This window comes from Streptomyces sp. NPDC093598, assembly GCF_044764825.1.
Lineage (GTDB): Bacteria > Actinomycetota > Actinomycetes > Streptomycetales > Streptomycetaceae > Streptomyces.
This window is the reverse complement of sequence record NZ_JBIWIV010000007.1, coordinates 194,207-214,343: the sequence shown is the minus strand read 5'-3', so window position 1 is coordinate 214,343 and position 20,137 is coordinate 194,207. Positions and strand designations below refer to the sequence as shown.

At 72.0% G+C, this 20,137-nt stretch carries 22 protein-coding genes, 1 pseudogene and 1 riboswitch; of the genes and pseudogenes, 8 read left to right on the top strand and 15 right to left on the bottom strand.

Translation table 11 applies throughout. From position 1 onward, the window contains the following. Window position 1: 1 nt before the first annotated feature. A complete protein-coding gene (locus tag ACIRDU_RS22585) occupies window positions 2-2,569 on the bottom strand; it encodes an ABC transporter permease (RefSeq protein WP_403582050.1) in 2,568 nt (855 codons plus the stop codon). Between the two features lie 4 nt (window positions 2,570-2,573). After that, window positions 2,574-3,389: an ABC transporter ATP-binding protein gene (locus ACIRDU_RS22580; RefSeq protein WP_403582048.1), complete on the bottom strand. Its 816-nt coding sequence runs from the start codon at window positions 3,387-3,389 to the stop codon at window positions 2,574-2,576. A 129-nt stretch (window positions 3,390-3,518) separates the two neighbouring features. On the opposite strand from ACIRDU_RS22580, the pseudogene ACIRDU_RS22575 reads away from it, so the two are divergent. After that, window positions 3,519-3,700 (top strand): annotated as a pseudogene (locus tag ACIRDU_RS22575) (fic family toxin-antitoxin system, toxin component); the annotation flags it as partial. On the opposite strand, the gene ACIRDU_RS22570 reads toward ACIRDU_RS22575, so the two are convergent. The 6 genes from ACIRDU_RS22570 to bioB all read right to left on the bottom strand — a co-directional run bounded on the left by ACIRDU_RS22570 (window position 3,690) and on the right by bioB (window position 9,523). After that, the gene (locus ACIRDU_RS22570) at window positions 3,690-4,364 is read right to left on the bottom strand and encodes a class I SAM-dependent methyltransferase (RefSeq protein ID WP_403582046.1); all 675 of its coding nucleotides are present in this window, start codon (window positions 4,362-4,364) and stop codon (window positions 3,690-3,692) included. The pseudogene ACIRDU_RS22575 and the gene ACIRDU_RS22570 overlap by 11 nt on opposite strands. Window positions 4,365-4,433: 69 nt before the next feature. After that, a complete protein-coding gene (locus ACIRDU_RS22565; RefSeq protein WP_403582044.1) occupies window positions 4,434-5,369 on the bottom strand; it encodes an endonuclease/exonuclease/phosphatase family protein in 936 nt (311 codons plus the stop codon). Between the two features lies 1 nt (window position 5,370). Then, window positions 5,371-6,270, bottom strand: a complete 900-nt coding sequence (bla, locus tag ACIRDU_RS22560) for a class A beta-lactamase (protein WP_403582042.1) — start codon at window positions 6,268-6,270, stop codon at window positions 5,371-5,373. Window positions 6,271-6,353: 83 nt separating this feature from the next. After that, on the bottom strand, window positions 6,354-7,079 hold the full coding sequence (bioD, locus tag ACIRDU_RS22555; protein WP_403582040.1) for a dethiobiotin synthase: 726 nt from the start codon (window positions 7,077-7,079) through the stop codon (window positions 6,354-6,356). Between the two features lies 1 nt (window position 7,080). Further along, entirely contained in the window at window positions 7,081-8,361 is a 1,281-nt protein-coding gene (locus ACIRDU_RS22550; RefSeq protein WP_403582038.1) for an adenosylmethionine--8-amino-7-oxononanoate transaminase, read from the bottom strand. Beyond that, entirely contained in the window at window positions 8,354-9,523 is a 1,170-nt protein-coding gene (gene bioB / locus ACIRDU_RS22545) for a biotin synthase BioB (protein ID WP_403582036.1), read from the bottom strand. Before bioB ends, ACIRDU_RS22550 begins: the two co-directional genes overlap by 8 nt. A gap of 150 nt (window positions 9,524-9,673) precedes the next feature. Here bioB and ACIRDU_RS22540 point away from each other — a divergent pair, with 150 nt between their 5' ends. Further along, a complete protein-coding gene (locus tag ACIRDU_RS22540; RefSeq protein ID WP_403582034.1) occupies window positions 9,674-10,801 on the top strand; it encodes an 8-amino-7-oxononanoate synthase in 1,128 nt (375 codons plus the stop codon). A gap of 51 nt (window positions 10,802-10,852) precedes the next feature. Here ACIRDU_RS22540 and ACIRDU_RS22535 read toward each other — a convergent pair whose 3' ends face one another. Both ACIRDU_RS22535 and ACIRDU_RS22530 read right to left on the bottom strand, forming a co-directional pair. Beyond that, window positions 10,853-11,083, bottom strand: coding sequence for a DUF397 domain-containing protein (locus ACIRDU_RS22535; protein WP_175431248.1), 231 nt, complete (start codon window positions 11,081-11,083; stop codon window positions 10,853-10,855). A 9-nt stretch (window positions 11,084-11,092) separates the two neighbouring features. Then, window positions 11,093-11,953, bottom strand: a complete 861-nt coding sequence (locus ACIRDU_RS22530; protein WP_403582032.1) for a helix-turn-helix domain-containing protein — start codon at window positions 11,951-11,953, stop codon at window positions 11,093-11,095. A gap of 213 nt (window positions 11,954-12,166) precedes the next feature. Here ACIRDU_RS22530 and ACIRDU_RS22525 point away from each other — a divergent pair, with 213 nt between their 5' ends. Continuing rightward, window positions 12,167-12,625, top strand: a complete 459-nt coding sequence (locus ACIRDU_RS22525; RefSeq protein WP_403582030.1) for an ATP-binding protein — start codon at window positions 12,167-12,169, stop codon at window positions 12,623-12,625. Between the two features lie 135 nt (window positions 12,626-12,760). Here the strand turns inward: ACIRDU_RS22525 and ACIRDU_RS22520 are convergent, their stop codons facing one another. The 4 genes from ACIRDU_RS22520 to ACIRDU_RS22505 all read right to left on the bottom strand — a co-directional run bounded on the left by ACIRDU_RS22520 (window position 12,761) and on the right by ACIRDU_RS22505 (window position 15,450). Beyond that, a complete protein-coding gene (locus ACIRDU_RS22520; RefSeq protein WP_403582028.1) occupies window positions 12,761-13,390 on the bottom strand; it encodes a DUF6328 family protein in 630 nt (209 codons plus the stop codon). A gap of 82 nt (window positions 13,391-13,472) precedes the next feature. Further along, the gene (locus ACIRDU_RS22515; RefSeq protein WP_403582026.1) at window positions 13,473-13,946 is read right to left on the bottom strand and encodes a C40 family peptidase; all 474 of its coding nucleotides are present in this window, start codon (window positions 13,944-13,946) and stop codon (window positions 13,473-13,475) included. A gap of 3 nt (window positions 13,947-13,949) precedes the next feature. Next, a riboswitch (cyclic di-AMP (ydaO/yuaA leader) is annotated at window positions 13,950-14,162 on the bottom strand. A 336-nt stretch (window positions 14,163-14,498) separates the two neighbouring features. Beyond that, window positions 14,499-14,807 carry a hypothetical protein gene (locus tag ACIRDU_RS22510; protein WP_403582024.1) on the bottom strand — a complete coding sequence of 103 codons (309 nt, stop codon included), beginning with the start codon at window positions 14,805-14,807 and terminating at the stop codon, window positions 14,499-14,501. A 7-nt stretch (window positions 14,808-14,814) separates the two neighbouring features. Then, entirely contained in the window at window positions 14,815-15,450 is a 636-nt protein-coding gene (locus tag ACIRDU_RS22505) for an ATP-dependent Clp protease proteolytic subunit (protein ID WP_403582022.1), read from the bottom strand. A gap of 89 nt (window positions 15,451-15,539) precedes the next feature. Here ACIRDU_RS22505 and ACIRDU_RS22500 point away from each other — a divergent pair, with 89 nt between their 5' ends. Continuing rightward, on the top strand, window positions 15,540-15,827 hold the full coding sequence (locus ACIRDU_RS22500) for a type II toxin-antitoxin system Phd/YefM family antitoxin (RefSeq protein WP_403582021.1): 288 nt from the start codon (window positions 15,540-15,542) through the stop codon (window positions 15,825-15,827). Between the two features lie 85 nt (window positions 15,828-15,912). Here ACIRDU_RS22500 and ACIRDU_RS22495 read toward each other — a convergent pair whose 3' ends face one another. Continuing rightward, the gene (locus ACIRDU_RS22495) at window positions 15,913-16,905 is read right to left on the bottom strand and encodes an ABC transporter permease (RefSeq protein WP_403582019.1); all 993 of its coding nucleotides are present in this window, start codon (window positions 16,903-16,905) and stop codon (window positions 15,913-15,915) included. A gap of 124 nt (window positions 16,906-17,029) precedes the next feature. On the opposite strand from ACIRDU_RS22495, the gene ACIRDU_RS22490 reads away from it, so the two are divergent. The 4 genes from ACIRDU_RS22490 (at window position 17,030) to ACIRDU_RS22475 (ending at window position 20,133) form a co-directional block, all read left to right on the top strand. Further along, window positions 17,030-17,677, top strand: a complete 648-nt coding sequence (locus ACIRDU_RS22490; protein ID WP_403582017.1) for a TetR/AcrR family transcriptional regulator — start codon at window positions 17,030-17,032, stop codon at window positions 17,675-17,677. Window positions 17,678-17,791: 114 nt separating this feature from the next. Continuing rightward, window positions 17,792-18,094 (top strand): urease subunit gamma, encoded by a 303-nt coding sequence (locus tag ACIRDU_RS22485; protein WP_403582016.1) that lies wholly within the window; start codon window positions 17,792-17,794, stop codon window positions 18,092-18,094. A gap of 13 nt (window positions 18,095-18,107) precedes the next feature. Next, window positions 18,108-18,419: an urease subunit beta gene (locus ACIRDU_RS22480; RefSeq protein WP_403582014.1), complete on the top strand. Its 312-nt coding sequence runs from the start codon at window positions 18,108-18,110 to the stop codon at window positions 18,417-18,419. Beyond that, complete coding sequence (locus ACIRDU_RS22475) at window positions 18,412-20,133, top strand: urease subunit alpha (protein WP_403582012.1); 1,722 nt, start codon at window positions 18,412-18,414, stop codon at window positions 20,131-20,133. Before ACIRDU_RS22480 ends, ACIRDU_RS22475 begins: the two co-directional genes overlap by 8 nt. Window positions 20,134-20,137: the final 4 nt, after the last annotated feature.

Genomic DNA, 20,137 nt, shown 5'->3' with positions numbered 1-20,137 from the left:
GTCACTCGTGCGCGATGGCCGCCAGCACGTTCATGCGGGACGCGCGCAACGCCGGCAGCAGTGCCGCCACGACCCCCACCACCGCCGAGCCGACCACCACCAGCACGATCGTCAGCCACGGGATCGCCAGGGCCGTCATGCCCTGGAGCGCCAGCACCTGCTGGGTGCACACACCCCACACCAGCCCCAGCACGAGCCCGAGGACGGCGCCGAACACGGCGATCACCACCGACTCCAGCCGGATCATTCGCCGCAGCTGACGCCGGGCCAGCCCGATCGCGCGCAACAGGCCGATCTCCCGGGTGCGTTCGACGACCGACAGCGCGAGGGTGTTGACCACGCCCAGCACCGCGATGATGATCGCCAGCCCGAGCAGCGCGTACACGAGGTACAGCAGCACGGAGATCTGGTCGTGGACCAGCTGTTTGTAGTCGGCCAGGTCCCGCACCTGCACCTGCGGGTACGGGTCCAGCGTCTCCTCCAGATTCGCGCGCAGGTCGTCGTCGCTCGTGCCGCCGGCGGCGTTGACGTACAGCGCGGAGTCCTGCCCGCCCGGCGCGTACCGCTCCAGGGTGCCCAGCCCGAAGTACAGCCCGCCCTGAGTGCCGAACCCCTCGGCGGCGTCCTGGTCGGTGAGCGCGCCGACCGTCAGCTCGGCCGAGCGTCCGCCCTGGAACTCCACCGGGACGGTGCTGCCCACCCGGACGCCGTGGTCGCGCGCGAAGTCCCGGTCCATGGCCAGGCGCCCGCTCGCCAGCGCGGCCGCGGAGTCCCCTTGCACGTAGGCGATGTTGGCGACCTCGTCGAGCCGCGGATCGTAGCCCCCGGCGGTCGTCTCCACCCGGTCGCCGTCCGGGAGCCGCACCGCGACCGGTGTGAACCGCCCGCGCACGACGAGGCCCACACCGTCGGTGCCGCGCACCTTGTCGGTGACCTCCCTCGGGAACGGCTGGAAGTTGGTGTTCTGGATGACGAAGTCGGCGCCCAGCGTCTTGTCGATCTGCCGGTCGAACGACGCGGTCATCGACTCGCTCGCCACCGACATCCCGCCGACCAGGGCGATCCCCACCATCAGGGCGGCGGCGGTGGCCCCGGTGCGGCGCGGGTTGCGCAGGGCGTTGCGCTGACTCATCCGGCCGATCGACCCGAACAGCGCGGGAAAGGCCGCGCCGAGCACCCGGATCACCGGGCGCACCAGCAGCGGCCCGGCGATCACGGTCGCGATCAGGGTGAGCACCACGCCGAGCCCCAGCAGGGACGCCGCCGACGCGGTCTGCTCCGACACCGCGCAGCCCACGAGCGCCGCGACACCGGCCGCGCCGACGATCCCGCCCGCCACCGCGCGCATCCGCAGCGGCCGGCCCACCCCGGCGACCTCGGCGTCCGAGAGCGCGGCCATCGGCGAGACGCCCGCGGCCCGCCGCGCCGGGAGGTACGCGGCGACGAAGGTGACGCCGAGCCCGACGACGTACGCCGCCACCGGTGTCACCCAGCGGATCTCCATCTCGTCGGCGTCGATGTTCATGCCGAGCAGGCCCATCAGCCCGATCAGCCCGGCCGCGAGCCCGATGCCCGCGGCCAGCCCCAGCGTGGAGCCGACGAGCCCGAGCAGCAGTGCCTCGGTGAGCACCGAGTCGCGGACCTGGCGCCGGTCCGCGCCGAGCGCGCGCAGCAGCCCCAGCTCCCGGGTGCGCTGGGCGATGAGCATGGAGAAGGTGTTGACGATCAGGAACACGCCCACCAGCACGGCGATCCCGGCGAAGCCGAGCATCACGTACTTGATGACGTCGAGGAACCCACCCAGCTGCTCGACATCCGACTCGGCCTGCTCGCCGGCCGTTCTGAAGTCGTAGGTGTGCGCGCCGAGCGCGTCGGCCACGCGCTGTTTGAGCCGGCCGTCGCCGACGCCCTCCGCCGCGTCGACCGCGATGGCGGTGGCCGTCCCGGGCCGGCCCAGCAGCTTCGTCTGCGCGGTGGGGGTGTCGAAGTAGATCAGCGCCGAGCCGGGGTTGGTGGTCGTGAAGGTGACGATGCCGACCACCCGGACCTGGAACGACCCGGGGGGCGCGATGACGGTGAGGGTGTCGCCGATGCGCACGTCCTTGCGGCCCGCGGTCTCGGAGTCGAGCAGCGCCTCGGCGGGACCGCGCGGGGCATGGCCCGAGGTCAGCTTCACGGGGCTGCGCTCGTTCGGGTTCCAGGCGTTGCCGAGTGTGGGCGCCCCGGTGGTCGGGCCCACCGGTTCGTTCTCCTCGTCGACGACCGTGAGGCCGTTCACCTCCACGTCGGCGCGGGCCGCCGCGACCCCGTCGACCTGCCGGACCCGTTCGGCGAGTGCGGCCGGCAGGGTGGCCGTCCGGCCGGAGGGCACCGCCTCGTCCAGGCCCTCCTTCGGGCTGACCGTCACATCGGCCGCGGTGGAGGCGAACAACCGGTCGAACGTGCGGCTGACGGTGTCCGAGAAGATCAGGCTCCCCGTGACGAACGCGACGGACAGCAGGACGGCGAGCGCCGAGAGCAGCAGCCGCCCCTTGTGCGCCAGGAAGCTCCTCAGGGTCGCCTTGAGCACGGGCTCAGTTCTCCTCGGTCGGTACCGGGGCGTCCTCGTACCGGGTGCGGATCACGTCGAACCTCTTCATCCGCTCCAGTACCGCCTCCGCCGTGGGGCGCCGCATCTCGTCGACGATCCGGCCGTCCCCGAGGAAGAGCACCAGGTCCGAGTGGGCGGCGGCGCCCGGGTCGTGGGTGACCATGACGACGGTCTGCCCGAGCTGGTCCACCGCCTCGCGCAGGAAGCCGAGCACCTCGAGGCCCGCGCGCGAGTCGAGGTTGCCGGTCGGCTCGTCCGCGAAGATCAGCTCGGGCCGGGAGGCCAGCGCCCGCGCGCAGGCCACGCGCTGCTGCTGCCCGCCGGAGAGCTGCGACGGCCGGTGCTTGAGCCGGTCCCTCAGACCCAGGGTGTCGATCACCCGGTCCAGCCATGTCTCGTCGGGCTTCCGGCCCGCGATGTCCATGGGCAGGGTGATGTTCTCCAACGCGTTCAGGGTCGGGATGAGGTTGAACGACTGGAACATGAACCCGATCCGGTCGCGGCGCAGCCGCGTCAGCTCGCGTTCCCTCAGCCCGGTGATCTCCGTGTCACCGAGCCACACCTGACCGGCCGAGACCGTGTCGAGCCCCGCCAGACAGTGCATCAGCGTGGACTTCCCGGAGCCCGACGGCCCCATCACCGCGGTGAACCGGCCGCGGACGACGTCCACGTCCACCGAGTCGAGCGCGAGCACGGTCGTCTCGCCCGAGCCGTACGCCTTGGTCAGGCCGCGGGCGCGGGCCGCGATCCCGTCGGCCGGCGCGAGGCCGGGAGCGTGCTCCGCAGCAGGTGTGGACAAGGCCGCCTCCTCTGGGTGGACGTCAGGACCTCCTGGCCCTGCCCGAGGGTAATGTGACCCGGCCCACACTCGGTATCCTCCGTGGGTCGGACTCCGCTCTCGCCGGTGCCAGCCCCTCCGCGCCAGAGGTCTCTGGTCGCCGCCGTCGCCCGCCACCGGGCCGCCGTGTTCGGCGTCCCCGTCTACGACAGCCCGCACCCCGCGCCGCCGCACTGCTCCAGCTCCTCGCCCGGCTGGTCGAGAACGGCGAGGCGTCCGTACGGGACATCGAGCGGGAGCCGCGCCGGTGGAGCCTGGTGATCACCCGCTGACCGGCCGCCAGGCCGTCCCGAGCACGCAGTACGAAGTGGGCAGCTTCGGCCCCTCCGCCGGCATCAGCACCCGCCGGTAGGGGCCGAGTTCGAAGCCGGCCTCCCGCAGTGCCCGCACCGGCTCCCGCGCCACATGGCAGCCCCCGCTCAGCACCGGCCACACCGTCCGGTCCAGCGCGCGCTGCGTGCAGGTCATCGCCCGGCCACCGCCCCGGCCGTGCTCGAAGAACCGCACCTCGCCGCCCGGCCGCAGCACCCGCCGCAGCTCCCCGAGCGCCCGGGGCACGTCCCGCACACTGCACAGCACCAGCGACACCACGGCCGCGTCGAAGCCCTCGCTCTTGACCGGCAGCGCCTCGGCCGCGCCCGGCGCCACGTCCACCGGCACCTCGGCGCGCAGCGCGGCCTGAACGGCCAGCTGCCGCAGCCGCCGCTCCGGTTCGATGGCCACGACCTCCGCGACGGTGCCCGGGTAGTGCGCGAAGTTCAGCCCGTTGCCCGCGCCGATCTCGATCACCCGCCCGGACAGCCCGCCGAGCAGTCTCTCGCGCGTCCGGCCCATGCCCATCCTGGTCTCGGCGGCCACACTGACCCGGGCGTAGCAGCGGGCGAACAGCGGATGGTGCACGGCGTCCCGTGGCATCGTGCCGGAGCGGTGCGGCATGGGGACCTCCCTGAGGATGCCGGCCTTACCGGGATTCTCCCCGCGACGAGCCCGGCGCACCCATGCCGCCTACCGAAGGAGTACGCGGCCCAGGACCGGACGGTGGTCACTGCCGGTCGCCTCCAGCGCCGACACCTCCGTCACCTCGACCCCTCGCCCCAGCACCTGGTCGATCCTCGCCACCGGCAGGGCGGCCGGCCAGCTGAACGCGAACCCCGCGCGCGGGGCGTGCAGCCGGGAGGTGAGCGGGGCGAGACCGCGGTCCTGCACCGTTCCGTTGAGGTCGCCCACCACCAGGAGCCGGCCCGAGGGGTCGCCGTCGATCCGGGCGCCGAGCAGGGCCGCGCTCTCGTCCCGGGCCGCCGAGGCGAGGCCTGTCGTCCCGAGCCGGACGGACGGCAGATGGACCACGTACACCGCGATCCCGCCGCCCGGTGCGGACACCGTGGCCCGCAGACCCCGCTGCCAGCCCTCCGGGAAGCCCTCGGGCCGGATGTCCACCGGCCGCACGTCGGACAGCGGATGGGCCGACCAGAGCCCGACCGTGCCGTGGACGGCCCGGTGCGGATGGGAGGCGCCCAGGACGTCCTGGTACACGGGCCGCGCCGCGGGGGTCAGCTCCTGCACGGCCACCAGCCCCGCACGGGTCGCGAGCAGGGCCCGTGCGGTGCCGGCGGGGTGGGCGTCGTCGTCGGCCACGTTGTGCTGGACGACGGTCAGGTCGTACGGGCCCGGGGCCGAGGAGAACCACATCCCACCGAACATCCAGAGCCACACGGCCGTGGGCGCCAGGCAGGCGAGCGCCCCCGCCCACGACCGCTTGAGCAGGGCGAGGCAGCCGAGCACGGGCACGGCCGCCCCCAGCCACGGCAGGAACGTCTCCAGCAGGCTCCCCAGCCGCCCGACCCCGTTGGGCACGGCGGAGTGCAGGGCGAGCAGACCGGCGACACCGAGGGCACCGCTCACCAGCCAGGTGTCCCCCGACGACCTGCCGTCGAGGCCCACGCTAGGCGAGTTCCGCCGCCAGCAGCGCGGCCGTCCGGGCCACCAGCGGGTTGTCGGCCACGGCGTCCTCCTCCGGCTGCGTGGTCAGGACGGACAGCACGATCGGCGGGCCGTCCGGCGGCCAGGTGATGCCCACGTCGTTGTTGCTGCCGTACCGTCCGCCGCCGGTCTTGTCGGCGAGCAGCCAGTCGGCGGGCAGGCCCTTGCGGAACCTGTCGATGCTGGTGGTGTTGCGCAGCAGCCAGTCCATGAGCCGCGCCCGGTCCCGGGGCTCCAGCGCGGTGCCGAGCACGAGCCGGGCGTAGGTCGTGCCGATGGCGCGCGGGGAGGTCGTGTCGGTCACGCGCCACGGCTCCGCGGAGTTGAGCTCGGGCTCCCACCGGTCGAGCCGGGTGACCCGGTCACCGATCGAACGGCAGAAGCGCGTCACGGCGGTCGGCCCGCCCAGCTCCTTCAGAAGCAGGTTGCCCGCGGTGTTGTCGCTGAAGCGGATGGTGGCGTCGCACAGTTCGCCGACGGTCATGCCGGTCGCGACGTTCTTCTCGGTGACGGGGGAGTACCCGGACTTGCCGACGTAGGCCTGGGTGTAGTGGACGCGCCGGGACAGGAACTCGCCGGCGCGGTCGAGGTTGCGCAGGACGGCCGCGGCGGCGAGCGTCTTGAACACCGAGGCCATCGGGAAGCGTTCGTCGGCCCGGTACCGCACGGTCCGCCCGGTGCGCAGATTACGGGCGTACACGCCGAGCCGGGCGGTGTGCTCCTGCTCCAGTTCCCGCAGCCGCGCGGTGACACCACGGGTGCCGGGCGAGGCGTGAGCCGTGCCGCCGCCCAGCGAGAGAGCGGCGGCCGTGCCCAGTGCCAGGGCCGTACGGCGGGACGGGCGTGATCCGTTCGTGTGCAAGATGGTCCCTTCGGAGGCGATCACGTACGTGGTTCAACACGCGATCACGTCCGCGCCGGTTTCACCACACGCCCGTCCGACCCTCAGAACGCCTCGGGCGCCTCCCGTACCCGGAACGCCTCCGCGTCCCACGAGCCGTCCAGCCGGGGCGCCAGCCAGTGCGGTGCGGTGCCCCGGAAAGCGGTGGGGGAGAGGGCGCCCGACCCCGCCGGAACGGAGCCCAGCAGCGGCGCTCCGGCCACGTCCGGCAGGTCCGCGAGGTTGCAGCGCGCGGCGAGATCCGGGGCGGCGGGCCAGCTCCCGATCACGATCCCGGCCAGGTCCAGCCCCCGGGAGCGCAGTTCACGCGCCGTCAGCTCCGTCGTGTTCAGGGTGCCGAGCCCCGCAGCCGCCACGACCAGCACCGGCGCCGACAGCAGCCGGGCCGCGTCCGCCAGGGTTCCTCCGGCCGCGTCGAACCGTACGAGCAGTCCGCCCGCTCCCTCGACCAGCACCAGGTCGTGCTCGGTGGCCAGTTTGGCGGCGGCCTCCGCGACCTCGTGCGGATGCACCGGGGCCCGTCCGGCCCGGCGTGCGGCCGTGGCCGGGGCCAACGGCTCAGGGAATCGGGCGAGTTCGGCCGTCGTCACCGGACCCGCCAGGCGCGCCACCTCGGCGGCGTCCCCCGGCTCGTCGGGCCGCACGCCCGTCTGGGCGGCCTTCAGCACGGCCACCGAACGGCCGGCCGCCAGCGCCGTCGCGGCGACGGCGGCGGTCACGACCGTCTTGCCGACCTCCGTGCCCGTGCCCGTGATCACCAGTACCGGCATGTCATCCCTCCCGCGCCGCCGCGCACACCGCTCGCGCGATCCGTGCCAGGTCCGCGTCGCCCGTCACGTACGGCGGCATGGTGTAGATCAGATCGCGGAACGGCCGCAGCCACACGCCCTCGCGCACGGCCGCCTCGGTCGCCGCCCGCATGTCCACGGCGTGATCCAGCTGTACGACCCCGATGGCGCCGAGGACCCGTACGTCCTTCACCCCCGGCAGGTCCGAGGCCGCGGCCAGCCCGTCCCGCAGCCCCGCCTCGATCCGCTTGACCTCGGCGATCCAGTCCTGCCCGAGCAGCAGCTCGATCGAGGCGCAGGCCACGGCGGCCGCCAGCGGGTTGCCCATGAAGGTGGGGCCGTGCGCGAGCACCGGAACCTCGCCCCGCGAGATGCCGTCGGCCACCCGCGTGGTGCACAGCGTCGCCGCCATCGTCATGTAGCCGCCGGTCAGCGCCTTGCCCAGGCACATCACGTCCGGCGCCACGGCCGCGTGCTCGGCGGCGAACATCGCACCCGTACGGCCGAAACCGGTCGCGATCTCGTCGAAGACCAGCAGCACGTCGTGCGCGTCGCACGCCTCGCGCAGCACCCGCAGATACGCGGGGGAGTGGAACCGCATCCCGCCGGCGCCCTGCACCACCGGTTCGACGATCACCGCGGCCAGTTCACCGGCGTGGCGCTCGATCAGCGACCGCAGGTGCTCGGCGTACGCCTCCTCGTACTCCGCCGGGGGCGGGTCGGCGAACACCTGGCGCTGCAGCACCCCGGTCCACAGGTCGTGCATGCCACCGTCCGGATCGCATACCGACATCGGCTGCCAGGTGTCGCCGTGGTAGCCGCCGCGCCAGGTCAGCAGCCGCTGCTTGCCGGGGCGGCCCAGCGAACGCCAGTACTGCAGGCACATCTTGACCGCGACCTCGACCGACACCGAACCGGAGTCGGCGAGGAAGACATGCTCCAGACCCTCGGGCGACATGTCGACAAGGAGCTTCGCCAGCCGCACGGCGGGCTCGTGGGTGAGCCCTCCGAACATCACATGGCTCATCCGCCCGAGCTGCTCGCGCGCCGCCTCGTTCAGCACCGGGTGGTTGTAGCCGTGGATCGCCGACCACCAGGACGACATGCCGTCGACCAGCTCTCCCGAGCCGTCGGCGAGGCGCAGCCGCACCCCGCTCGCCGACTCCACGACGAGCGGTTCCTGCCGCCCGGGCATCGGGCCGTACGGATGCCACACGTGCCGCCGGTCGAGCTCCAGCAGCTCGGCGACCGTCGGCTCAGGCATTGGGCGCGAGGTCCGTCCCGGCGCCCCGGCGGCGCACGGCGACCAGATCGGTCCGGGGTTCGGCGCCTGTACGGGCGTCGGCGACCTGCGGCTCTTCGTCCGAGCCGCACGCCCCGCCACCGGAACCGCAGACTCCGCCGCCGTCGTGGCAGCCTCCCGCCCGGTGCTCGGGAAGCGTCACCTGGCCGGTGCCCTCCACCTCGAATCCGGCGTCCGCGATCATCTCCAGGTCGGCCTTGCCGGCCTGGCCCTCACTGGTGAGGTAGTCGCCGAGGAAGATCGAGTTGGCCAGGTGCAGGGCGAGCGGCTGCATCGTGCGCAGATGGACCTCGCGTCCGCCCGCGATCCGCACCTCGACGTCCGGGCAGACGAACCGCGTCATCGCCAGGATCCTGAGGCACCGCTGCGGGGTCAGGTTCCACTCCTTGCCGAGCGGGGTGCCCTCGAACGGGATCAGGAAGTTGACCGGAACCGAGTCCGGGTCCAGCTCACGCAGCGAGAAGACGACGTCCACCAGGTCCTCGTCCGACTCGCCCATGCCGGCGATCAGCCCGGAGCAGGCGGACAGACCGGCCGCGTGCGCCTTGTGCACGGTGTCGACGCGGTCCTCGTACGTGTGCGTGGTGGTGATCTCCCCGTACGTCGCCTCGGACGTGTTGAGGTTGTGGTTGTAGGCGTCGGCGCCCGCCTCGCGCAGCCGCTCCGCCTGTCCGTCGGAGAGCAGTCCGAGGCAGGCGCACACCTCGACGCCCTCGTTGTTCTCCTTGATCGTCTTGATCGTCTCGGAGACCCGGTCCACGTCCCGGTCGGTCGGGCCGCGCCCGCTGGCCACCAGGCACACCCGTTTGGCCCCTCCGGCCACCCCGGCCGCCGCCGCGTCGGACGCCTGGTCGGGCTTGAGCCAGGTGTACTTGAGGATCCCGGCCGTCGAACCGAGCCGCTGCGAACAGTACGAGCAGTCCTCGGGGCACAGGCCGGACTTCAGGTTGACGAGATAGTTCAGTTTCACCCGCCGGCCGAACCAGTGCCGCCGCACCTTTCCGGCCGCGGCCACCACATCGAGCAGGTCGTCGTCGGACGTCGCGAGGACGGCCAGTGCCTCGTCGCGGGTCGGCAGCTCGCGCCGAAGCCCCTTGTCCACCAGCGTGTTCAGCAGGTCCATGGAAGCCGATCCTGTCCTAAGGAGGTGCCCGGGGCCAAGGAGACTTCGCACAACAGAGTCGCTTCGAGGTGTGGGTATTGCCACACAGTGACCTGCTGGTCGTCCCGCTAGTGTCTGTGCACTGCCTACAAATTCCCCGGAGGACCACCCATGGCGTTCGGCTGGATCGACGAGCAGGCGCAGCGGCGCCGCCGCGCCGGACTCGTACGGACTCTGCGCCCCCGTCCGGCCGCTTCGCCGCTCCTCGACCTGGCGAGCAACGACTACCTGGGGCTGGCCCGCCACCCCGAGGTCACCGAGGGCGCGGCCCGGGCCGCGCGGACCTGGGGCGGCGGCTCCACCGGCTCCCGGCTGGTCACCGGCACCACCGAACTGCACACGGAACTCGAGCGGGAACTGGCCGATTTCTGCGGTTTCGAGGCGGCCCTCGTCTTCTCCTCCGGGTACACGGCCAACCTCGCCGCGGTCACCGCGCTGGCCCCGCACGGCTCCCTGATCGTCTCCGACGCGGGCAACCACGCCTCGCTCATCGACGGCTGCCGACTGGCCCGCGGCACGACACAGGTCGTGGCGCACGCCGAACCCGATGCCGTGCGCAAGGCGCTGTCGACGCACGAGGGCACGGCCATCGCCGTGTCCGACACGGTCTTCTCCGTCGACGGCGACGCGGCGCCCCTCACCGCGCTGGCCGAGGCCTGCCGGGAGCGCGGCGCCGGGCTGGTCGTCGACGACGCCCACGGCCTGGGCGTCCTGGGCGACGGCGGCCGCGGCGCCCCGTACGCGGCGGGACTGGCGGGCGCCGGCGACGTGGTCGCGACGGTCACGCTGTCCAAGTCGCTGGGCAGCCAGGGCGGGGCCGTCCTCGGCCCCGCGCGGGTCGTCGACCACCTGGTCAACGCGGCCCGGACGTTCATCTTCGACACGGGACTCGCCCCCGCCGCGGCGGGAGCGGCCCTGTCGGCCCTCCGGCTGCTGCGCCGCGAACCGCAACGGGCGGCACGGGCCCGCGCGGTGGCGGGCGAACTGCACGCACGCCTGACCGCCGCGGGACTGGAAGCGGTACGTCCGGACGCCGCGGTGGTCTCGGTGCGCGCGCCCTCTCCCGAGGACGCCGTGAACTGGGCGGCGCAGTGCCGAGCGGCGGGCCTGGCCGTGGGGTGCTTCCGTCCTCCCTCCGTGCCCGACGGCATCTCACGGCTCAGGCTGACCGCCCGCGCGGACCTGACCGGTCAGCAGATCGAACGCGCCGTACGGCTGATCGGCGAGACGCGACCATGAGTCGGCGTGACACGGCCGTGCGTCGCACGATGACGGTCTGATCGGACGCGGTTACATGCGGTCCACCCCGGCCGCGAAGGCCGCCCAGCTCCCCGGAGAGAAGAGCAGCGCGGGTCCGGCCGGGTCCTTGGAGTCGCGCACGGCGAGCAGTCCGGCCCAGGGCGGGGCATCCGGACACGCCGTCTCGACGCAGTTGTTCGCGCCGGTGCTGTAGCTGCTGCGCAACCACCGCACACCGTGCAGTTCGATGCTTGAGGGGACGTGACGAGGCAGTGCACGCATGGTGCCTCCTTACGCGCCGGCGGCTGTCCCGGCGATGAAATCCAACGAGTCCTCGGGCGAAAGGGCGTGGATCTGAAGGGCGTTGAAGGCCTCCGTGTAGGCCTGGAGGTCTTCTTTCCGTTCGAGGTAGAGGCTACTCGTCAAGTGGTCGAGAACAACCACATCCAGATCAGAAGTGCTCGAAAATGACAAGATAACGAAAGGGCCGGTGACACCGATGTGCGCCCCGGCGGCGAACGGCAGCACCTGAAGGCGCACTTGGGGCAGCCGGGCCGCCTCGACCAGCCGTTCCAGCTGGCGTGCCATGACCCCGGGCCCGCCCACCTCCCGGCGCAGCACCGCCTCGTCCAGGACGGCGCTCAGTTCCAGTGGGGGATCGGCGCGCAGCACGTCCTGCCGGGCCAGCCGCACCTCGACCAGCGTGTCCAGCCGGTCCTCCGGAAGCCCCTCCACCGCCGCCCTGGTCACCGCACGCGCGTACTCGGGCGTCTGGAGCAGGCCCGGGACGACCGTGGTCTCCAGCGTGCGCATCGCGCCGGCCTGCGACTCCAGGCTGATGAAGTCCCGGTAGGTCGGCGGCAGCACCCCCCGGTAGGCGTGCCACCAGTGATGACGTCCGCCGCTCTCGTCGGACCCCGCCAACGCCATGAGCAGCTCGCGAAGTTGGGAGTCCGCGACGGCGTAGGCGTCGAGGAGTAACCGCACATCGGCCGGTTTCGCCCCGCTCGTGCCCGTTTCGATCCGGCTCACCTTGGACTGGTGCCAGCCCACCAGCCGTGCCGCCTCACCGCTCGTGAGCCCCGCCGAGGTGCGCAGCGCACGCAGTTCGGCGCCCAGTTTCCGGCGGCGCACCGCGGGACCGTGCTGCATGGGCTCCTCCTTACTCCTTCCGAGCCACCCAAATACGGTCTCGCGTCGCAGAGTTCACCGCTTTGAGCGACAGATATATGCATATCTTGGTGGATCGCCGTCCTTCACGGGCGTACTGGTGGCAGTCTGGCGACGAAGCACCAGTCCGGGACCGTACTCGAACCATCCGCTCCGTGTCGGACTGCGGTCCCGTGGGAAAGGGACGACGTCGCCATGGCAGACCATTTGGAAGCATCCGTCACTCTGCCGAGCGATCCCGCCTCGGTCTCCGCAGCGCGCGCCTATGTGGTGGACACGCTGGCCGAGTGGGGCCTGCCGGAGGGCACGGAAGTGTCCGACACCGTCCGGCTGATCATCTCGGAACTCGCCACCAACGCCGTCCAGCACACCTTCGGTCAGTCGCCCACGTTCACCGTGGACGTCGCGCTCGACCGCGACGAGCAGCTGCGCATCGGTGTCACGGACAGTCACCCGCGCTTCCCCAAACGCCTGCCCGCGGCCGTCCAGCAGGACAACGGCCGTGGCCTGGTCATCATCCGCTGGCTGACCGCGGAATGCGGCGGCCGACTCCGCATCCGCCCCACCCGCGAAGGCGGCAAGACCATCTCGATCGAACTGCCCTGGGTCGTCCCGGTCCGGCCGGTGACGACAGCGGTCCAGCAGGAGCCGTAGCCGCTCACCGCAGGACCCGAAAGACCTCCCCGGCGGTTGCCCTCCCACGCCCCTGCCCGCGCGACCGACATCCGGGCCACCCCCGAGGCCACGATGCCCGCTCCGGGCGTCACGCCCCGCAGGAGCCCGCCGCCGTCACCGGTGTCGTGCCGGTGCCTCCCGGTGCGCTGCCGCTCCTCGAAGCCCAGACGGCTGCCTGACGGTGTGCCGCAGCTGTGCGGGGATCGTGGCGTCGTCCCGGGCCGGCTCCTCCTCGGTGGTGTCCCCGGTGCCGTCCGCCTCCGCACGCCGCCCCGCTCGCCGCACCAGCCGCGGGAGCAGCCCCCACAGGCCGACGCAGACCAGGAAGGTCGCGACGCCCGCGGCGATACCACCGGCCCGGCCCGTGGTCACATCGACCACCAGCAGCACGGAACCGCTGAACGCGAACACCAGCACGCTCAGGCCGGTGGTGGCCAGGCGCGAGGAGACCTGCACGATGCGGGGCTTGGCGCCCTGCTGGAAGAGCGAGCGGTGCAGTGCCGCCGGCGCGGTGAACAGCGCGGCGGCCAGGACCGCGAGCAGCAGTGTGATGACGTAGGTGACGCGCTGGACCGTGTCGAGGTCCTCGAAGCGCGACGTGAAGGCGAGCGACAGCAGGAAGGCGAAGAGGATCTGCATGCCCGTCTGGGTGACGCGGAGTTCTTGGAGCAGCTCGACGAAGTTGCGGTCGGCGCGCTGCAGCGGAGTCTCGTTGCGTGCGGTGCAGGGACGGTGCTCGGCCATGGAATGACGGGTATCCGGGCAAGCCCGTGTCACGCTCCGGCGTGCGGCGGCGCGTCAGGGACGCCGCCGCACGCCGGGCGGATCACTTCACGCGCCCGTACCAGACGCTCTTGGTCCAGATCTTCTGCAGCCGCACCACGTCCCCGCTCTTCGGGGAGTGCCAGAGCTTGTTCTTACCCGCGTAGATACCGACGTGGTACACGTTGCTGCCCGAGTGGAAGAACACCAGGTCTCCCGCCTTGCGGTTCTTGGCGGAGATGTGGCGCGTCTTGTTGTACTGCTGGGCGGCCGTGCGCGGAAGCTTCTTGCCGGCCTTCTTGAACGAGTAGAGCGTGAGCCCGGAGCAGTCGAACCGGTGCGGACCGGTGGCCCCGTACTTGTAGGGCGCACCCTTTTTCGAGGCCGCTATCTGGAGCGCCTTGGTCCCCGGTGTGGCTGCCGCGGCCTCCGAGGAGAAGCCGGGGGCCACGATCGAGCCGCCCACCGCGGCGATGGTGAGGGCCGAGGCCGTGCCGGCCCGAACCATGAGCGACGGGACACGATTGAGCGCAGTCATGCGCAACCCTTCGTCAGCCGCCTGTGAAGGATGACCTGTCGGATTCGGGCTGGCGAAGTTGCCCGGCCGCTGACGCGGCTTCACCCCAAGGGCTGCTCGGGGTCGGTCATGGCGTGACCGTCCCGGCGACCCGTCGTGCTTGGGTCCTCCACTCCTGCCGATCCACTCCTGTCGACCGGTCATCCGGGCGGCGGCAGGACTCGGCGTCCGCCCGGATCGCCCCGCCACAGCGGCGGGGGCTTGTCGTCAGACAGGGATCTTGGCTCATGACTGTCCTGATTTCCCAACTGAACCGCGTATTTGTGTTGTTACTCACCACTCACCCGTTCGGGTGGACACGTGTGCCTTCGAGCCACTGTCCACGGGTTCGCGGACCGCCGGACCAGCGACGGAATGCCCCATTCCGTCCATCGGCTCCGCATGTTGCGCAACCGGGACGGGCCGAAAATCGGTCTCCCGCCTAGTCCGAACAGGGGTACGTCTTTTGGTCCGTTTCGACTCAGGTCCGGACGCTCCGTATGCGAGGCGGGCGTCCGGACCGACGGTTCCGCGTCAACTGACGGACTCCGGGGGAAGGGTGAGCCGGGCCGTGCGCCGTTCACCGTCCAGCACCCGCAGCGCCCGGGCCAACGTCCCGGCGTGCAGTTCCGTCTCGCCTCGCCGGTGCATCAGGGCCAGCGCGTCGCGCAGCGCCGTCGCCTTGCCCACCAGCGCCTGGGCGGCGCGCAGTCCGCGGTAGGTGTCGCCGTGCCGCGCCGGGTTGATGCGGCCGAGCAGGTCGACGACCTCGAGGTAACGGTCGATCAACTCCGCCTCGGCGCGGGTCAGGGCGGGCAGCGGCGGGAGTTCGGGCGGGAGCACCGGGGCCTCACCGTCCGGTCGGCGGGACCAGGGTGGCCTTGCGGTTGGGGATGATCCCGTCCACCAGGCCGTACTCCACCGCCTGCTGGGCGGTGAGGATCTTCTCCCGCTCTATGTCCGTGCTCACCTGCTTCCGGGTGCGGCCGGTGTGCCGTGCGAGCATCTCCTCCATCCGGAGCCGGATGCGCGTCAACTCCTCGGCCTGGATCGCCAGATCACCGGCCTGCCCCCGGACCGGCTCGGGCAGCGCCGGCTGATGGATCACCAGGCGTGCGTCGGGCAGCGCGAATCGCTTGCCGGGCGTGCCGCCCGCCAGCAGCACCGAGGAGGCGGCACCGGCCTGACCCAGGCAGATCGTCTCCACGTCGCAGGAGACGTACTGCATGGTGTCGTAGATCGCCGTCATCGCGTGGAAGGTGCCGCCGGGGGAGTTGATGTACAGCGAGATGTCGCGGTCCGGGGCATGGTGTTCCAAGTACATGAGCTGGGCCATCACGTCGTTCGCCGAAGTCTCGTCCACGGGCGCCCCGAGGAAGACGATCCGCTCCTCCAGGAGCTTCGAGTACGGGTCCATCGTCCGTTGCCCGGACCCCGTGCGTTCGGTGAACTCGGGCAGCACGTAACGGGCGGACGGTCGGGTCATGGCGAACCCCTCCTCGCGGCGCAGCGGTCTCCGGCGACAGCTGTCTCTGTAAAAAATGTACAGGACGTACGTCACGTTATGATGGGGACATGGCCTATGAGATTCCGGTGACGCAAGCCCGGGCTGAGCTCGCCGACCTGATCAACCGCGTGGTGTACGCCGGCGAGCGCGTCGTCGTCACCCGGCACGGCAAGCCCCTCGTCGCCCTCGTCTCGGCCGATGACCTGCGGCGACTCGAAGAGGCCCCAGAGCATGCGGAGTCCGCGGAGGAGCAGGTGATCAGCGCGGTCTCCACGGTCCGCGAGGTCGCGTCCGCTCCTGGCGAACCCCAGCGCTTCGGCATCGCGGCCGAGCACCGGCGGGCCGGCCCGGCCTAGGTCCCAGTAAGCCCCTGAGGCACGAAAGACCGTGCGTCCCCGTCCGCCACATCGGGGACGCACGGTCGTCCAGCGCGGGCGTCGGTCAGCCGACGGCCGAGAGCTCCCGCCGGTCGGGCGCGGGCTCACCGCCCGCCCTCCGTGCCCGGAGCGAGCTGCCGAGCAGTACGGCACCCAGGCCCAGCGCCGCCCACCAGGTCAGGGTCAGGGCGGGTCCGGTCGCCGCCGCGCCGTCGAAGTACGACACCGAGCGCAGCAGTGTCGTCCCCGCGCCGGGCGGCAGCCACTGGCCGATCGCACCGGCCGGCTCCGGCAGCATCTGCGGGGCCGAGGTGGCGCCGGAGAAGGGGTTGCCCAGCAGCATCACCAGGGCGGCGCCGATGCCCGTGCCGGCCGGGCCGATCAGGGCGGCGAGCCCGGCGACGGCACCGCCGACGGCCAGCGTGGAGAGCGCGAGCACACCCGCTTCCGCCCACCAGTCGCCGCTGAGCGCCCCGAGCCAGCTGTGCGCGATCCCGGCCGCCACCACGCCCACCAGGGTGGACGCGCCGAGCAGTGCGATCGCGGCCCGGGCGCCGCGCAGTCCGAGCAGGGTGACCACCGCGCCCGCCGCGATGCCGGCCAGGGCGAGCGGCAGTACGGCCGCGTTCAGCGCCGTACCGCGCGGATCGCCGGCCGGGGTGGGCACGACATCGACCGTCTTGACCGCTGTGCCCCCGCTGGCGGCCTGCTGTGCCACGGCCTGCTGGAGGAACTGCGCGACGGCCGGTCCGGCCGCGGACGCGGTGAGCAGTTCGGGCCCCTGCGGCGTGACCACGACCGCGCCGTACACGCTCCGGTCCTCGATGGCGTCCCGGGCGGCGGCCTCGTCGGCGTAGCGGTGGATCTCGAAGGCGCCCTCGTGCCGCTCCAGCTGCCGCTCGACCTGGGCCGCCGCGGCGGGCGGTCCGGCCACGCCCAGCGGCAGGTCACGGGGGGCGATTCGGGAGGCCGGCCAGGCGAAGGCCCACAGCGCGAGGGCGGCCAGGACGGGCACGAGGACGACGACCGCGAGCACATGGCGGTTGCGGGAAGGCATGAGGTCTCCTGAGGCGAGCGGAAGCGGAGCGCTAAAAAGAAGGATCGTTCGTTTTGCTCTGCTCTCACCGTGCTCCGGTCGGGGCGTCTTGTCAAGAATGAATATTCGTTTTACGTTGTGGACCATGGCCCGCGTGTCCCAGGAACATCTCGATGCCCGCCGTCGCCAGATCCTCGACGGCGCCGCGCTCTGCTTCGCCCGCAACGGCTTCCACGCCACGTCCATGCAGGACGTGCTGAAAGAGGTCGATCTCTCGGCGGGAGCGGTGTACCGCTACTTCAGCGGCAAGGAGGAGCTGATCGGCGCGATCGTCGCCGAGGTGCTCGATTCGGTCCGCGTGGCCTTCGAGGAGGCGTCGCGGCAGAGCCCGCCCCCGCCGCCGGACGAACTCGTCGCCTCCGTCCTCGGCAAGACGCTCGCCGCTCGCGAGGCCCTGGTCGTCGACGGCCGGCCCGCCTTTCCGCGGCTCGTCATCCAGGTGTGGACGGAGACACTGCGCAACGAGGAGCTGGCGGTCGTCCTGCGGGAGGGTTACGGCTCGGTCCGCGCGGCCTGGGGGAGGATCGTCGAGGGCTATCAGGAGGCCGGGATGATGCGGGCGGACGTGGCGCCGGACCATGTGGCCCGCACGATGATCGCCGCCGTGCTCGGGTTCATCGCGCAGCAGTCCCTCTTCGGACCCGCCCCGGTCGAAGTCCTCCGGGACGGTCTGCGGGCCCTGACCAGTATGCGGAACGAGGACACCGCGACCGGTGGATCACAGCTCGGTTAACGTGCCCGAAACGCGGTCCCATTAGCCTGCCGATCCACGCCACCTGGCACTTTGCCCCGTGGCCGCGGCAGCCGGGCCCCGCACGGCTCGGGAGCGAGGACTGTGAGGTGGGACGTGCAACTGACCCCGCACGAGCAAGAACGACTGCTCATCCACGTGGCGGCCGACGTGGCCGAGAAGCGCCGGGCCCGTGGAATGAAGCTCAACCACCCCGAGGCGGTCGCGCTCATCACCTCGCACATCCTCGAAGGGGCGCGGGACGGCCGGACCGTCGCGGAACTCATGTCCTCCGGACGCAAGCTCCTGACCAGGGACGACGTCATGGAGGGCATCCCGGAGATGATCCACGACGTGCAGGTCGAGGCCACCTTCCCGGACGGCACCAAGCTCGTCACCGTCCACGAGCCGATCGTCTGACGGGGAGGCCGCCGTGATTCCCGGAGAAATCCTGTTCGCCGAGGACCCGATCGTCTACAACGAGGGCCGCGAGGCCACCCGGCTCACCGTCCTCAACTCCGCCGACCGGCCCGTGCAGGTCGGCTCCCACTACCACTTCGCCGAGGCCAACCCCGGCCTGGAGTTCGACCGCGCCGCCGCGCGCGGCAAGCGGCTGAACGTCGCCGCCGGCACGGCCGTGCGTTTCGAGCCCGGGATCCCCGTCGACGTCGAACTCGTTCCGCTGGCCGGTGCCCGTGTGGTCCCCGGTCTGCGCGGGGAGACCGGAGGTGCCCTCGATGCCTGAGATCTCGCGTGCCGCGTACGCCGACCTGTTCGGCCCGACGACCGGCGACCGGATCCGCCTCGCCGACACCGATCTGCTGGTCGAGATCGAGGAGGATCGTTCCGGCGGGCCCGGTCTCGCCGGTGACGAGGCCGTGTTCGGCGGCGGCAAGGTCATCCGCGAGTCGATGGGCCAGGCACGGGCCACGCGGGCGGAAGGAACCCCCGACACCGTCATCACCGGCGCGGTGATCATCGACCACTGGGGGATCGTCAAGGCCGACGTCGGCATCCGCGACGGCCGGATCACCGGCATCGGCAAGGCCGGCAACCCCGACACCATGGACGGCGTCCACCCGGACCTGGTCATCGGCCCGGAGACCGAGATCATCGCCGGAAACGGGCGGATCCTCACGGCGGGCGCCATCGACGCGCACGTCCACTTCATCTGCCCGCAGATCGCCGACGAGGCGCTCTCCTCCGGCATCACGACCCTCGTCGGCGGCGGAACGGGACCGGCCGAGGGCTCCAAGGCCACCACCGTGACGCCCGGCCCCTGGCATCTCGCCCGGATGCTGGAGGCCCTGGAGGCCCACCCCCTCAACATCGGCCTGCTCGGCAAGGGCAACACCGTCTCCCACGAGGCGATGCTGTCGCAGATCCGGGGCGGCGCGCTCGGCCTGAAGCTGCACGAGGACTGGGGCTCCACCCCGGCCGTCATCGACGCCTCGCTGACCGTCGCCGAGCGGACGGGCATCCAGGTCGCCATCCACACGGACACGCTCAACGAGGCCGGGTTCGTCGGTGACACCCTCGCCGCGATCGCCGGGCGGGGCATCCACGCGTACCACACCGAGGGCGCGGGCGGCGGGCACGCGCCGGACATCATGACCGTGGTCTCCGAGTCGTACGTGCTGCCCAGTTCCACGAACCCCACCCGGCCGTTCACCGTCAACACCGCCGAGGAACACCTCGACATGCTGATGGTGTGCCACCACCTCAACCCGGCGGTGCCGGAGGACCTTGCCTTCGCCGAGTCCCGGATCCGGCCGTCCACGATCGGGGCGGAGGACGTGCTGCACGACCTGGGCGCGATCTCGATCATCTCCTCCGACTCCCAGGCCATGGGCCGCGTCGGCGAGGTCGTCATGCGGACCTGGCAGACCGCCCACGTGATGAAGCGGCGGCGGGGCGCGCTGCCCGGGGACGGGCGGGCCGACAATCACCGTGTACGCCGCTATGTCGCCAAGTACACGATCAACCCCGCGCTCGCCCAGGGCCTGTCCCGGGAGATCGGGTCGGTGGAGAGCGGCAAACTGGCCGACCTGGTGCTCTGGGAGCCGGCGTTCTTCGGCGTGAAGCCGCAACTCGTCATCAAGGGCGGGCAGATCGCGTACGCGCAGATGGGCGACGCGAACGCCTCGATCCCCACGCCGCAGCCGATCCTGCCGCGGCCGATGTACGGGGCGATCGGGCGGGCGCCGGCCTCCAACTCCGTCAACTTCGTCGCGCCCCTGGCCGTCGAGGCCGGGCTGCCGGAGCGGCTGGGGCTCGGGAAGCGGTTCGTGGCGATCGAGTCGACGCGTGGGGTCACCAAGGCCGACATGCGGGAGAACGACGCGCGGCCCGAGGTCCGCGTCGACCCCGACAGCTTCGCCGTGCACATCGACGGGGAGCTGGTCGAGGCGGCGCCGGCGGCCGAACTGCCGCTGGCTCAGCGGTACTTCCTGTTCTGAGGTG

Bases quoted from the DNA above. Each gene is read 5' to 3' on its own strand.
- ACIRDU_RS22490 (WP_403582017.1), top strand. From the start codon at position 17,030: ATGGCCCGCGTGTCCCAGGAACATCTCGATGCCCGCCGTCGCCAGATC.
- ACIRDU_RS22500 (WP_403582021.1), top strand. From the start codon at position 15,540: ATGGCCTATGAGATTCCGGTGACGCAAGCCCGGGCTGAGCTCGCCGAC.
- ACIRDU_RS22505 (WP_403582022.1), bottom strand. From the start codon at position 15,450: ATGACCCGACCGTCCGCCCGTTACGTGCTGCCCGAGTTCACCGAACGC.
- ACIRDU_RS22495 (WP_403582019.1), bottom strand. From the start codon at position 16,905: ATGCCTTCCCGCAACCGCCATGTGCTCGCGGTCGTCGTCCTCGTGCCC.
- ACIRDU_RS22540 (WP_403582034.1), top strand. From the start codon at position 9,674: ATGGCGTTCGGCTGGATCGACGAGCAGGCGCAGCGGCGCCGCCGCGCC.
- ACIRDU_RS22520 (WP_403582028.1), bottom strand. From the start codon at position 13,390: ATGGCCGAGCACCGTCCCTGCACCGCACGCAACGAGACTCCGCTGCAG.
- ACIRDU_RS22535 (WP_175431248.1), bottom strand. From the start codon at position 11,083: ATGCGTGCACTGCCTCGTCACGTCCCCTCAAGCATCGAACTGCACGGT.
- ACIRDU_RS22515 (WP_403582026.1), bottom strand. From the start codon at position 13,946: ATGACTGCGCTCAATCGTGTCCCGTCGCTCATGGTTCGGGCCGGCACG.
- ACIRDU_RS22530 (WP_403582032.1), bottom strand. From the start codon at position 11,953: ATGCAGCACGGTCCCGCGGTGCGCCGCCGGAAACTGGGCGCCGAACTG.
- ACIRDU_RS22525 (WP_403582030.1), top strand. From the start codon at position 12,167: ATGGCAGACCATTTGGAAGCATCCGTCACTCTGCCGAGCGATCCCGCC.
- bioD (WP_403582040.1), bottom strand. From the start codon at position 7,079: ATGCCGGTACTGGTGATCACGGGCACGGGCACGGAGGTCGGCAAGACG.
- ACIRDU_RS22475 (WP_403582012.1), top strand. From the start codon at position 18,412: ATGCCTGAGATCTCGCGTGCCGCGTACGCCGACCTGTTCGGCCCGACG.
- bioB (WP_403582036.1), bottom strand. From the start codon at position 9,523: ATGGACCTGCTGAACACGCTGGTGGACAAGGGGCTTCGGCGCGAGCTG.
- ACIRDU_RS22550 (WP_403582038.1), bottom strand. From the start codon at position 8,361: ATGCCTGAGCCGACGGTCGCCGAGCTGCTGGAGCTCGACCGGCGGCAC.
- ACIRDU_RS22570 (WP_403582046.1), bottom strand. From the start codon at position 4,364: ATGCCGCACCGCTCCGGCACGATGCCACGGGACGCCGTGCACCATCCG.